Origin of the sequence: Massilia soli (assembly GCF_016809835.1) — a bacterium.
GTDB classification, from domain to species: Bacteria; Pseudomonadota; Gammaproteobacteria; order Burkholderiales; family Burkholderiaceae_D; genus Telluria_A; species Telluria_A soli.
This window is the reverse complement of record NZ_JAFBIL020000004.1, coordinates 134484-146679: the sequence shown is the minus strand read 5'-3', so window position 1 is coordinate 146679 and position 12196 is coordinate 134484. Positions and strand designations below refer to the sequence as shown.

The 12196-nt window shown below is 65.0% G+C and carries 13 protein-coding genes; 9 read left to right on the top strand and 4 right to left on the bottom strand.

The window, feature by feature from the left end:
• Positions 1 to 5 precede the first annotated feature (5 nt).
• The 5 genes from I4X03_RS10830 to corA all read left to right on the top strand — a co-directional run bounded on the left by I4X03_RS10830 (position 6) and on the right by corA (position 5722).
• Positions 6 to 2051 carry a ribonuclease catalytic domain-containing protein gene (locus tag I4X03_RS10830; protein ID WP_223468238.1) on the top strand — a complete coding sequence of 682 codons (2046 nt, stop codon included), beginning with the start codon at positions 6 to 8 and terminating at the stop codon, positions 2049 to 2051.
• Between the two features lie 160 nt (positions 2052 to 2211).
• Positions 2212 to 3093, top strand: coding sequence for an energy transducer TonB (locus I4X03_RS10825; protein ID WP_223468237.1), 882 nt, complete (start codon positions 2212 to 2214; stop codon positions 3091 to 3093).
• Positions 3090 to 3899, top strand: coding sequence for a shikimate dehydrogenase (aroE, locus tag I4X03_RS10820; RefSeq protein ID WP_223468236.1), 810 nt, complete (start codon positions 3090 to 3092; stop codon positions 3897 to 3899). Before I4X03_RS10825 ends, aroE begins: the two co-directional genes overlap by 4 nt.
• A 13-nt stretch (positions 3900 to 3912) precedes the next feature.
• A complete protein-coding gene (gene mtgA / locus I4X03_RS10815; RefSeq protein ID WP_223468235.1) occupies positions 3913 to 4638 on the top strand; it encodes a monofunctional biosynthetic peptidoglycan transglycosylase in 726 nt (241 codons plus the stop codon).
• A 115-nt stretch (positions 4639 to 4753) separates the two neighbouring features.
• Positions 4754 to 5722, top strand: coding sequence for a magnesium/cobalt transporter CorA (gene corA / locus I4X03_RS10810; protein WP_223468234.1), 969 nt, complete (start codon positions 4754 to 4756; stop codon positions 5720 to 5722).
• Positions 5723 to 5766: 44 nt separating this feature from the next.
• On the opposite strand, the gene I4X03_RS10805 is transcribed toward corA, so the two are convergent.
• The 4 genes from I4X03_RS10805 to thiD form a co-directional block, all read right to left on the bottom strand.
• The gene (locus I4X03_RS10805; RefSeq protein ID WP_223468233.1) at positions 5767 to 7389 is read right to left on the bottom strand and encodes a hybrid sensor histidine kinase/response regulator; all 1623 of its coding nucleotides are present in this window, start codon (positions 7387 to 7389) and stop codon (positions 5767 to 5769) included.
• The gene (locus I4X03_RS10800) at positions 7389 to 8195 is read right to left on the bottom strand and encodes an alpha/beta fold hydrolase (protein ID WP_223468232.1); all 807 of its coding nucleotides are present in this window, start codon (positions 8193 to 8195) and stop codon (positions 7389 to 7391) included. The genes I4X03_RS10805 and I4X03_RS10800 overlap by 1 nt, the downstream gene beginning before the upstream one ends.
• A gap of 94 nt (positions 8196 to 8289) precedes the next feature.
• A complete protein-coding gene (hemL, locus tag I4X03_RS10795; RefSeq protein WP_223468231.1) occupies positions 8290 to 9582 on the bottom strand; it encodes a glutamate-1-semialdehyde 2,1-aminomutase in 1293 nt (430 codons plus the stop codon).
• Between the two features lie 3 nt (positions 9583 to 9585).
• Positions 9586 to 10386, bottom strand: coding sequence for a bifunctional hydroxymethylpyrimidine kinase/phosphomethylpyrimidine kinase (thiD, locus tag I4X03_RS10790; protein WP_223468230.1), 801 nt, complete (start codon positions 10384 to 10386; stop codon positions 9586 to 9588).
• A gap of 86 nt (positions 10387 to 10472) precedes the next feature.
• On the opposite strand from thiD, the gene I4X03_RS10785 reads away from it, so the two are divergent.
• The 4 genes from I4X03_RS10785 to I4X03_RS10770 all read left to right on the top strand — a co-directional run bounded on the left by I4X03_RS10785 (position 10473) and on the right by I4X03_RS10770 (position 12180).
• Positions 10473 to 10673, top strand: a complete 201-nt coding sequence (locus I4X03_RS10785; RefSeq protein WP_223468229.1) for a rubredoxin — start codon at positions 10473 to 10475, stop codon at positions 10671 to 10673.
• Between the two features lie 113 nt (positions 10674 to 10786).
• A complete protein-coding gene (locus I4X03_RS10780; protein WP_223468228.1) occupies positions 10787 to 11191 on the top strand; it encodes a response regulator in 405 nt (134 codons plus the stop codon).
• 25 nt (positions 11192 to 11216) lie between these two features.
• A complete protein-coding gene (locus tag I4X03_RS10775; RefSeq protein ID WP_229428157.1) occupies positions 11217 to 11585 on the top strand; it encodes a response regulator in 369 nt (122 codons plus the stop codon).
• A 4-nt stretch (positions 11586 to 11589) separates the two neighbouring features.
• A complete protein-coding gene (locus I4X03_RS10770) occupies positions 11590 to 12180 on the top strand; it encodes a chemotaxis protein CheW (protein WP_223468227.1) in 591 nt (196 codons plus the stop codon).
• Positions 12181 to 12196 lie beyond the last annotated feature (16 nt).

The window sequence follows — 12196 nt, the reverse complement described above, 5'->3', positions numbered from 1 at the left end:
GCATCATGAACGTATTCTTCGAAGAGTCGGGCGATTTCAAGGCCGGCAGCGTGCTGTCCCAGGCGGGCGAGGCCTACCAGGTTGAACTGGCCAGCGGCAAGCGCAGCAAGGTCAAGGCCAAGGACGTGCTGCTGCAGTTCGAAAAGCCAACCCCGTCAGAACTGATCGACCAGGCCAAGGTCGTGGCGCAGGACGCCGATCTCGAATTCTTATGGGAGGTCGCGGGCCAGGAAGAATTCGGCTTTGCCGAGCTGGGCGCCGAATACTTCGGCCATCCGCCGCTGCCGGTCGAAGCGGCCGGGCTGATCTTGGCGCTGCATGGCGCGCCGATCTACTTCTACAAAAAGGGCCGCGGGCGCTACAAGGCCGCGCCCGAGCAGGCGCTGCGCGCGGCGCAGGCCGGCATCGAGAAAAAGAAGCAGCAGCTGGTGATCCAGGCTGCCTACGTCGATGAACTCAAGGCCGGCACGCTGCCGCAGCAGATGCAGCCGATGGTCAACCAGCTGCTGTTCAAGCCGGACAAGAACACCATCGAATTCAAGGCGCTGGAAGCGGCCGCCGACGAACTGCACACCACGCCGCAGCGGCTGATGCTGCAGGTTGGCGGCATCGCTTCGCCAAAAGACCTGCACATGGCGCGTTTCCTGTTCGAGAACTTCCCGCGCGGCGCCGGCTTCCCGGCGGTGCCGGCGCCGTCCGCGCCTGGCAACCTGCCGCTGGCCGACGTGGCCGCGTTCTCGATCGACGACGTCACCACGACCGAGATCGACGACGCGTTCTCGGTACGTACACTCGACGATGGCTCGGTGGTGGTGGGTATCCACATCGCCGCGCCAGGCCTGGGCGTCAAGCCGGACGACGCGATCGACAAGATGGCGCGCGCGCGCATGTCGACCGTCTATATGCCGGGCGATAAAATCACCATGCTGCCGGACGATATCGTCAACGCCTTCACGCTCGCCGAGGGCAAGAACTGCCCGGCGGTGTCGCTGTACGCCACCCTGAACCCGTCCGACTGGTCGGTGATATCGACCGTCACGCGCGCCGAGCTGGTGCCGATCAAGAGCAACCTGCGCCACAACGACCTCGATGACCTGGTCAACGAGGAAACGCTGGCCAGCGGCGAGGGCGAGTACCCGCACAAGCCGGAACTGGCGCTGCTGTGGAAATGGGCGCTGCAGCTTGAAGAAGGGCGCATGAAGAAGCGCGAAGGCTTTGGCCTGAAGCCCGAGCAGAACAACCGGGTCGACTTCAACTTTTATGTCGACGACGACGTGGTGTCGGTGGTGCGCCGCAAGCGCGGTGCGCCGCTCGACAAGATCGTCGCCGAGCTGATGATCTTCGCCAACAGCACCTGGGGCAAGCTGCTGCACGACAGCGGCGTGCCTGGCATCTACCGCTCGCAAGGCGGCGGCACCGGCGCTGGCTGGGCGGCCAAGATGCAGGTCAGGATGGTCACCCACGCGGCGCCGCACCAGGGCCTCGGCGTCGACCAGTACGCGTGGAGCACCTCGCCGCTGCGCCGCTATACCGACCTGGTCAACCAGTGGCAGATCATCGCCTGCGCCGAGCATGGCGTCACGGCGCCGCTGGTGGCCCCGTTCAAGCCGCGCGATGCCAACCTGTTTGCGATCGTGTCGGCGTTTGACGCCGCCTATGCCGCCTACAACGACCATCAGCAAAACATGGAACGCTACTGGTGCCTGCGCTGGCTGGGCCAGGAAGAGGCGCGCCAGGTTGATGCCGTGGTGCTGAAGGACGAAGTACTGCGGCTGGTCGATATTCCGCTGATTATCCGTTTGCCGGGCATGCCGCAGGTGGCGCGCGGCGCGCAGGTCAAGATCGATATCCTGCGCTGGGATGAAGTCGATTTGTCGATCGAGGCGCGCCTGCTGGAGGTGGCGGCGGTGGCGCCGGCCGAAGTGGACATGGACTTCGAAGAGGATGAAGGACCGGATGCCGGTGAGGCGGCGGTTGAGGAAGTGGTGGAGGCGGAGGGCGTTGTCGCCGTTGTGACGACCGATCCAGAACCGGAGCCCAAGGCCTCATAACGTCGTTCCCGTGCAAACGGGAACCCCTACGTCGCCGACCATCACGCGCAGCATGCGTTCCCGTTTTCACGGGAACGACGCGGTGGTGGAATTCAGTTGCGTCCCGCCATCACACACGGGTTAGAATTGCCCATTCTCAGTTTCAACAGCGAAGCACCGCGTGAAGTATTTTCGACAACTTAATACACTGACAATCGCGCTGGCGATTTCGGTTGCGGTCCATGCAGCACTGCTCGCAGTACGCTTCGTTGCGCCGGACGCGTTCCGCCTGGAGCCGACCGATCCCGGGCTCGAGGTCATCCTCGTCAACGCCAAGCACAACAAGGCGCCGACCAAGGCGCAGGCGCTGGCGCAGTCCAACCTCGATGGCGGCGGCAACGCCTCCGAAGGCCGCGCCAAGTCGCCGCTGCCGGACCTGCGCCGCATGGAAACCGGCGAAAGCGTCAAAGCCACCCAGCGCCGCATCGCCGAACTCGAACAAGCGCAGCAGAACCTGCTGACGCGCGCGCGCAGTTCGAACTTCAATGTGGTCCCGGTCACCGAGCGCGACAAGCCTGATCCGAACCGCACCGGCGCCGACCTGGTCGAAAGCAGCAAGGCGATCGCCCGCACCGCCGCCGAAATCACCCAGCGCATCGAAGACGAAAACAAGCGTCCCCGCAAAACCTTCATCACGCCGTCGACGCGCGAAGTGGGCTACGCGATGTACTACAAGACGATGCAGCGCCGGGTCGAGGAAATCGGCACGCTCAACTTCCCGCAGGCGAAGGGGCGCAAGCTGTACGGCGAGCTGGTGGTGTACATCCCGATCTTTCAGGATGGGACCATCTACCAGAAGGACGGCGGCGCGCGCATCGAGAAAAGCTCGGGCAACCCGGACCTCGACAAGGCGGCGCTGGCCATCGTGCGGCGCGCCGCGCCGTTTGGCCGCTTCCCTCCCAACATGCTCTCGTCCGACAAGGATGACCTGTGGGTGATCATCACGCGCTTCAAGTTCACCCGCGACGAAACGATGGAAGCCGACCTGCGGGGCGGACAGTGACGGACCGCTACTGCGTCATCGGCAACCCCATCGCGCACAGCAAGTCGCCCGATATCCACGCCGCGTACGCCGCGCAGACCGGCCAAAGCCTGGTCTATGAACGCTGCCTGGCGCCGCTGGATGGCTTCGCCGACCGCGTGCATGCGCTGGTCGCGCAGGGCTACAAGGGCGCCAACGTGACGGTGCCGTTCAAGCTCGACGCCGCGGCGATCGCCACCCGCCTGACCGAACGCGCGCGCGCCGCCGGCGCCGTGAATACCCTCAGCTTCGCCGATGGCGCCATCGTCGGCGACAACACCGATGGCGCGGGACTGGTCAACGACCTCACCCGCAATGCCGGTGTGCCGGTCGCGGGCAAGCGCGTGCTGCTGCTTGGCGCAGGCGGCGCCGCGCGCGGCGTCATCCTGCCGCTGCTGGAACAGGGGCCCCTTGAGCTGGTCATCGCCAACCGCACCCGCGCCACGGCCGATGCGCTGGTGGCGCAGTTCGGCTCGCCGCTGCTGCGCGCCTGCGGCTTTGGCGACATCACCGAGCCGTTCGACATTGTCATCAACGCCACATCGGCCAGCCTGGCGGGCGACTTGCCGCCGATACCGGCAGAAACTTTTTGCCAAGAAACACTTGCTTTGGATATGATGTACGGAAAGCAGCCCACTGTGTTCATGCAGTTTGCCGGCAGCCACGGCGCCCGGGTGCGCGATGGCCTCGGCATGCTGGTGGAGCAGGCTGCGGAAGCGTTCACGGTGTGGCGCGGGGTGCGCCCCGAGACGCCGGCCGTTCTTGAGCAATTGCGTGCATCACTCTAATTAAAAGCAACGTATGGCCAAAGCAAGAGGGGGCAAGGCGCGCGCCAAGGCGAAGCGTCCCTGGATCAAATGGCTGTTTCTCGGCCCGCTGCTCATCGTCCTGCTCATCCAGCTGTACTTCTTCCTGATGATTTGCTGGTGGACGGTGTTCAATCCCTCGTCGACCAGCATGATGCGCTTGCAGATGTCGGCGCTGCAGGAGGCCAATCCAAAGGCCAAGCTGCGCCACCAGTGGGTGCCGTACGAGCGCATCTCGAATAACCTCAAGCGCGCGGTGATTGCCTCGGAAGACGCCAACTTCATCGAGCACGACGGCGTCGACTGGACCGCGCTGCAAAAAGCCTATGAAAAGAACACCCGCCGCCACAAGGTGGTCGGCGGCGGATCGACCATCACGCAGCAGCTGGCCAAGAACCTGTTCCTGTCCGGCTCGCGCAGCTACGTGCGCAAGGCGCAGGAAATGGTGATCGCCTTCATGCTGGAAACGGTGATGAGCAAGCAGCGCATCCTTGAAATCTACCTCAACGTGGTTGAATTCGGACGCGGCGTGTTCGGCGCCGAAGCGGCCGCGCGCCACTACTTCAAGACCAGCGCGGCGGGCCTGGGAACGGCGCAAGCGGCCAAACTGGCGGTCATGCTGCCCAACCCGCGCTACTACGATCGCCACCGGGACACCCGCTACCTGGGGCGGCGCACCAGCACGATTCTGATCAGGATGAACTCGGCTGACTTGCCTTAAGCAATTATTGGCATAAAAGCAGCTTCCCTCAGTCAAAATTTTCGTTTCGGGGTGTTCGGGGCAGGGGCTAACGGGTACACTTGCGCTGTTTCCGAATCGCGGCCGAGAAAAGCGCATGATCAACGTATTTGTCCTACAGAATGGCCGCCTCAACCAGGTACCGATCGAGACCCGCGAGGATCTCGAAAACGTCGCGCCCGTCTGGGTCGACCTGACCGACCCGACCGACGACGAGCGCGCCTGGGTCAAGGCCATTTACGGGGTGATCCTGCCTGGCGAGGACGAAGTCAAGGACATCGAAGCGTCGGCCCGCTACTACGAAGCGGAAAACGGCGACCTGCACCTGCGCACCGACTTTTTGCTGGAAGAAGACGACGGCCCGTCGCGCGTGGTCACGGTGGCGTTCATCCTGGCGCGCAAGATGCTGTTCTCGGTGCACACCGACGACCTGCCGGTATTCCGGCTGGTGCGGATGCGCGCCCGCTCGCGCCCGGGATCGATCGCCGACTACATGGACGTGCTGCTCGACCTGTACGCCACCGACGCCGAATACTCGGCCGATGCGCTCGAGGGCATCTACCAAGACCTCGAAGAGGTCAGCCGGCGCGTACTGCAAAAGGAATTTACCGACCAGGACGCGGCCGACGCGCTGAACGCCATCGCGCGCGAGGAAGACTTGAACGGCCGGATCCGCCGCAACATGATGGACACGCGGCGCGCGGTCAGCTTCCTGATGCGCGGGCGGCTGCTCAATGCCGACCAGTTCGAAGAAGCGCGCCAGATCCTGCGCGACATCGAATCGCTGGACGGCCACACCTCATTCCTGTTCGACAAGATCAACTTCCTGATGGACGCCACGGTCGGCTTCATCAACATCAACCAGAACAAGATCATCAAGATCTTCTCGGTCGCCTCGGTGGCATTCCTGCCGCCGACGCTCATTGCGAGCATCTATGGCATGAACTTCAAGCGCTGGTTCCCCGAGCTCGACTGGGCCTGGGGCTACCCGTGGGCGCTCGGCCTGATGCTGACCTCGGCGATCGCCCCCTTCCTGTACTTCCGCCACCGCGGCTGGCTCAAGTAAATTCCCTGACTGAAAAGTTCCAAAATCGGGGACAGACCACCATTTTAGAAGATTCTAAAATGGTGGTCTGTCCCCGATTTTGGAACTACCGGACTTTGGAACTGCTTGACAAGCGTTAAGATCGTTTGGAGCTGGTCGAAGTCGATCGGCTTGGTCAGGTGGTGGTCGAAGCCGGCTTCGCGCGCGCGCTCTTTGTCGCTGGACTGGCCCCAGCCAGTGGCGGCGATCAGCGTGATTGCGGCGCCGCTGTCGGCAGCGCGGACCCGGCGCGCCATCTCGTAGCCATTCATGTCCGGCAGGCCGATGTCGAGCAGCGCTGCCTGCGGTCTGAATTCGGCCAGTTGCGCCAGTCCATCGAGCGCGTTGTACACCGCTTTCGCTTCGCAGCCGAGCAGCTCGAGCGCCATCACCAGCGTGTCGGCCGCGTCGGCATTGTCGTCCACGACCAGCACGCGCAGCGCCTCGACGCTGACCGGCGCGCTGGCGCTGGCGTCGGCGCCGATGCCGGCAGCGCTGAGGGGCAGGCGCAGCCGGAATTCCGATCCGCGTCCGACTCCCTCGCTGACGGCGCAGATGTCGCCGCCGTGCAGCATGACGATGCCCTTGACCAGCGCCAGCCCGATCCCCAGCCCGCCTTGCGAGCGGTCGAGCGCGGGTTCGAGCTGCGAGAACATGTCGAAGATCGATGCCAGCGATTGCTGCGGAATGCCGATGCCGTCGTCGCGCACCGTGATCTGCGCCTGGCCTTCGTGGCGCGCCGCTTCGAGCCAGATGCGGCCTGCGCGCGGGGTGTACTTGGCGGCGTTGGTCAGCAGGTTGACGACCACCTGCGTGAGCCGGGTGGCGTCGCCGTCGACGACCAGCGCCTGCGGCGGGAGCGAGATGCTGAGCGTGTGGCCCGAGGCGTCGATCAGCGCCGCGACATCGGCGGCGGCCGCGCGTACCACCGTGCCCAGGTCGAGCGGCGCGCAGCGCAGCGCCATGCGCCCTTCAGTGATGCGCGAGATCTCCATCAGGTCGTCGACCAGGTGGGTGATGTGCTTGAGCTGGCGTTCGAATACCGGCAGCACCGGCTCCAGCGCGGCATTCCCGCTTGAGCGCAGCTTCATCACTTCGAGCGCGCTGTGCATCGGCGCCAGCGGATTGCGCAGCTCGTGCGATAGGGTGGCGATGAATTCGTCCTTGCGGCGATCGGCCAGCGACAACTGCTCGTTCATTTCGTGCAGCTTGGCCTCGGCGCCGTGGCGCGCTTCCAGTGCCGCTTCCGCCGTCTGGCGCGCCTTGAGCAGTTCGCGCTCGTAGGCGCGCCGGTCTTCGCCCACCAGCAGCGCCAGTTCGTCGAGGTGCGAATCGCCGTGGCGGCGCCGCACGATGTTGATCAGCAGCGATATCCGGGTCTGGTCGCGGTGGCGCATTTCGACCTGGACTTCGGCCACAGAACCCTGCAGCTGCAGGATCGGGTTGATGTGGGTCTGGTGGAACAGGCGCCCGCCCACGGTCAGCAGGTCCTGTACCCGGACCTTTCCAATCAGCTCGTCGGCCTCGTAGCCGAGCCAGCGGCAGATGGTGGCGTTCGCGCGCCGGATCAGTCCATCGGTCTCCGCTACCAGCAGCCCGCACGCGGCGTGCTCGTAGAACGCGTCATCGGGCGGACACGCATCGGCCATTAGTGCTCCACAACCTGCGCGAGGAAGGCGTTGATCGCGCGGTTGCTGGCGTCCGGCGCGCTCAGGTGCGGGCAGTGGCCGACGTTGTCGATGATTTCCAGCTTGCTGTTCGGGAGGCGCGCGTGCATGTAGTCGCCGACCGCGCGCGGGGCGATCATGTCGTCGCTGCACTGCAGGATCAGCGCCGGCGTCGGCGAGCGCGCCAGGTCGTCGCGATGGTCGGACAGGAAGGTCGCGCGCGCGAAATGCTTGGCGATCTCCGGGTCGTTGCGGCAGAAGGTGGTGGTGAGCTCAGTGCCCAGTTCGGGGCGGTCGGGCACACCCATGATGGCCGGCGCGATGTTGCTGGACCAGCCCAGGTAGTTCGCGTCCATGGTCTCGAGCAGTTCGTCGATGTCTTCGCGGCTGAAGCCGCCGATGTAGTCGCCGTCATTGATGTAGCACGGCGATGGCCCGACCATGATCTGCGCGGCGAAGCGCTGCGGCGCGGCCGCCGTGGCCAGGATGCCGATCGTCGCGCTGACCGAATGGCCGACCAGGATGACCGGGCCTTGCGCGAATTCGTCGACGATCTCGAGGATGTCGTCGGCATAGCCTTGCAGCGAACTGTATTTTTTGCGGTCGTAGGCGCCGCGGTCGGATGCGCCGCTACCCACCAGGTCGAAGGTAACCACCTTGAAACGCTCGGCAAATTCCGGGGCGACCAGGCGCCACATGCTCTGGTCGCAGCCAAAACCGTGCGCAAACAGCATCGTCATCGGGCCGCTGCCGGAGCATTGGACGTTATTCCTTGACTTGACGGACATGGACTTCCTTATCGGTTCACCCGGGTGGGCCACGCGATTATACGTCTACCGCGCGGGAAGCCCGGTTCTTGTTGCGCCAGCCCGGCCCGGCCCGTCAGGCGAGTTTGGCGAACACGCGGCGCGCCGCGGCGATGGTTTCCTCGATCACGCTGTCGTCGTGCATCGCGGAGACGAAGCCCGCCTCGAACGCGGCCGGCGCGAAATACACGCCTTCGTCGAGCATGGCGTGGAAGAAGGCGTTGAACCGGGTTTTATCGCCGGCCATCATCTCGGCATAGCTGGCCGGGACTTCTTCGCTGAAGTAAATGCCGAACATGCCGCCGACCGAGTCGGCGCAGAAGGTGACGCCGGCGTCTTTCGCCGCCTGCGCCAGGCCTTCGGCCAGCTTGGCCGTCTGCGCGGCCAGGCGGGTGTAGAACCCCGGCTGCTGGATCAGCTTGAGGGTGGTCATGCCGGCGGCGACCGCCACCGGATTGCCCGACAGGGTGCCGGCCTGGTACACCGCGCCGATCGGCGCCATGTTCTGCATCAGGTCGGCCCGGCCGCCGAACGCCGCCACCGGCAGGCCGCCGCCGATCACCTTGCCCAGCGCGGTCAGGTCGGGCTGGATGTCGTACAGTTCCTGGGCGCCGCCCAGGCCCACGCGGAAGCCGCACATGACTTCATCGAAGATCAGCACCGCGCCGTGGCGCGTGCACAGGGTGCGCAGCGCCTGCAGGAATTCCGGCGTCGCCTTGACCAGGTTCATGTTGCCGGCCACCGGCTCGACGATCACGCAGGCGATGGTGTCGCCCATCGAGTCGAACGCGTCTTCGATCTGCGCCACGTTGTTGTAATCGAGGACCAGGGTGTGCTTGACGAAGTCTTCCGGCACGCCGGCCGATGTCGGGTTGCCGAAGGTGAGCAGGCCGCTGCCCGCCTTGACCAGCAGCGAGTCGGCGTGGCCGTGGTAGCAGCCTTCGAACTTGACGATCTTGTCGCGGCCGGTGGCGCCGCGCGCCAGGCGCAGCGCGCTCATGGTCGCTTCGGTGCCCGACGAGACCAGGCGCACCTGTTCGATCGATGGCATCAGGCGGCAGATTTCCTCGGCCATTTCGACTTCGCCCTCGGTGGGCGCGCCGAACGACAGGCCGCGCGCAGCGGCGTCCTGTACCGCCTTGACGACGTCAGGATGGGCGTGGCCGACGATGGCCGGGCCCCACGAGCCGATGTAGTCGATGTAGCGCTTGCCGTCGGCGTCCCAGAAGTAGGGGCCTTCGGCGCGCGTGATGAAGCGCGGCGTGCCGCCGACCGAGCGGAAGGCGCGCACCGGCGAGTTGACCCCGCCGGGCGTGGTTTTCTGTGCGCGTGCAAACAGCGTGTCGTTTTTTGAGGTGTGCTCAGTCATGGCTTACTCGATCGGTGATGAGGATGGGGGCAGAGCCGCGGCCTGCGCGGCGTTGAAGAATTTGTTGGGTACCAGCTTGCCCATGCCGAAGCGCTGGGCATGCGCCAGCGCGCCGGCGGTGAACGCCAGCGCGTTCTGCGCGGCCTGCACCGGCTCGGCGCCGCATGCAAGCAGCGCGGCCAGGGTGCCCGAAATGGTGCAGCCGGCGCCGATGAAGGAGCCGGGCAGGCGCGCGCTGCTGTAGGTGGCGATCTCGCCGTCTTCGCCAAACAGGGTGTCCGACACGGTGGCGCCGGCCGAGCCGGTGCCGGTGACGAGCACGAAGCCGCAGCCGGTGCCGGTCAGTTCGGCCACGTCGTCGGCCAGCGTGGCCGGGCCGTCGCGCCAGGTTTCAGCCATGCGCGCCAGTTCCACCTGCGACACCAGCAGCATCGCCGCCTGCGGCACCAGGATCTGGCGCACCGCGGTGAGCATGTCGTCGTCCAGCAGCCCTGAATCGGGGAGGCTGGAGAGGAACGGGTCGAGCACCATCGGGATGTGCGGATAGTCGGAGACGATTTCGGCGACCGCGGCCACCTGTTCGACGCTGGCCAGCGCGCCGACCTTGAAGGCGGCGATCGGCATGTCTTCCAGCAGGACCCGGCCCTGGTCGATCACCCAGTCGGCGTCGATTTCGTGCATGTCGTCGACCCGCGCGGTGTCAGCGATCAGCAGCGCGGTGGTGACGGAAAGGCCATGGCAGCCATGCGCAGAGAAGCACGCGAGGTCGGACTGAATGCCGGTGGCGCCGGAAGGATCGGACACGCCGAAGCAAAGTATGAGTGGAGACGATTGGTTTTGCACGGCCAGTAGATTAAGATACCTGATTCGGCATTTTACTAGATAGAAGGATGAACAACGTGAGTAACGAAGAATCAAGCGGTGCGTTTAAAACCTGGATGTGCCTGATCTGTGGCTGGGTCTACGACGAAGCGGCGGGATGGCCCGACGACGGCATCGCGGCCGGCACCCGTTGGGCCGACGTGCCGATGAACTGGACCTGTCCTGAATGCGGCGCCCGCAAGGACGACTTTGAAATGACCGAAATCTGATCGATCTACCAATGGCGCGGCGGCGCCGTTCGATAAGTTGATTTTGCGCAACAGATATCCGCACAAGGGTCACACCCTATGCTATCGTGCTGAATCTGCCGAGTGAACTATATATGACGACACCGCCGCAACCGACAGTTTTGAAAATCATGGTGATCGACGATAGCAGCACGATTCGCCGATCCGCCGAAATTTTCCTGAGCCAGGCCGGGTACCAGGTGGTGCTGGCCGAAGACGGCTTCGACGCCCTCGCCAAAATCAACGACCATCACCCGGCGCTGGTCTTTTGCGACATCCTGATGCCGCGCCTCGACGGCTACCAGACCTGCGCGCTGATTAAAAAGAGCGCGCGCTTCCACGCCACGCCTGTCGTCATGCTGTCCTCGAAAGACGGCCTGTTCGACCGCGCCCGTGGCGCGATGGTCGGATCGAGCGCCTACCTTACCAAACCATTTAGCAAAGACAGCCTGCTGTCCGCGGTGCGCGAGCACACGGCTGGCGCCCTGTCGCAGCCTTGATCTAACACGAAAGCCGGAGCACCCCTTGGCCATCCAAAAAATCCTCATCGTCGATGACTCCCCGACCGAACGCTACTACCTGACCGATATCCTGGTCCGTAACGGCTTTACCGTCACCACCGCCGACAATGGCGAGGAGGCGCTGGCCCGGATCAAGGCCGACAAGCCGGAGCTGATCCTGATGGACGTGGTCATGCCAGGCGCGAACGGCTTCCAGGTGACGCGCGCGATCGCACGCGATCCCGAGCTGGCCGATGTGCCGATCATCATCTGCAGCAGCAAGAACCAGGAGACCGACCGAATCTGGGGCATGCGCCAGGGCGCCAAGGACTACCTGGTCAAGCCGGTCGATCCCGAACAACTGCTGGCGCGTATTGCCAGCCTTGGCGCGTAACGCGATGAGCGACGAAGCACTGCCGGTTGGGGGCGCGCTGGAAGCCTTGCCCGGCCCGGCCTTGCGCGGCCCGGCCGTGCGCGGCCCGACCCGTCCCGACGCCGCCGGCCGCCGCGCGCGGCTGCGCCAGTACCAGCAGCAGCTGCTTGAGCGCATGCAGGCCGCCCGCACCAGCGGCGGCACCCGCCTGCACCAGCTGGGCGTGATGATCGGGACCGAACGGTTCCTGATCGACCTGACCCAGACCGGCGAAATCGTGCCGCTGGCGCCGATCTGCGCGGTGCCGCTGACCCAGCCCTGGTACCTCGGGCTGTCCAACATTCGCGGCAGCCTGATTGGCATCATCGATTACGCGCGCTATCTCGACGCTGGCGCAACCGCCATCGCGCCCGAGAGCCGCATGCTCACGTTCGCGCAGGGCCTCGGTTTCAATTGCGCGATCCTGGTCAGCCGCGTGTACGGCCTGCGCCAGGCATCGAGCATGCAGGTGGCGGGCGAGGGCCTGGTCGACGCCGACAACAATGCGTGGCTGGTGCTGGACCTCGCCGAACTGGTGCAGAACCCGCGCTTCCTGCACGTAGCCGCAAGCGCCTGAACAACGGCATTAACAA

Bases quoted from the DNA above. Each gene is read 5' to 3' on its own strand.
- I4X03_RS10800 (WP_223468232.1), bottom strand. From the start codon at position 8,195: ATGTCCGTCAAGTCAAGGAATAACGTCCAATGCTCCGGCAGCGGCCCG.
- I4X03_RS10780 (WP_223468228.1), top strand. From the start codon at position 10,787: ATGACGACACCGCCGCAACCGACAGTTTTGAAAATCATGGTGATCGAC.
- corA (WP_223468234.1), top strand. From the start codon at position 4,754: ATGATCAACGTATTTGTCCTACAGAATGGCCGCCTCAACCAGGTACCG.
- I4X03_RS10770 (WP_223468227.1), top strand. From the start codon at position 11,590: ATGAGCGACGAAGCACTGCCGGTTGGGGGCGCGCTGGAAGCCTTGCCC.
- mtgA (WP_223468235.1), top strand. From the start codon at position 3,913: ATGGCCAAAGCAAGAGGGGGCAAGGCGCGCGCCAAGGCGAAGCGTCCC.
- I4X03_RS10830 (WP_223468238.1), top strand. From the start codon at position 6: ATGAACGTATTCTTCGAAGAGTCGGGCGATTTCAAGGCCGGCAGCGTG.
- I4X03_RS10805 (WP_223468233.1), bottom strand. From the start codon at position 7,389: ATGGCCGATGCGTGTCCGCCCGATGACGCGTTCTACGAGCACGCCGCG.
- hemL (WP_223468231.1), bottom strand. From the start codon at position 9,582: ATGACTGAGCACACCTCAAAAAACGACACGCTGTTTGCACGCGCACAG.
- I4X03_RS10785 (WP_223468229.1), top strand. From the start codon at position 10,473: ATGAACAACGTGAGTAACGAAGAATCAAGCGGTGCGTTTAAAACCTGG.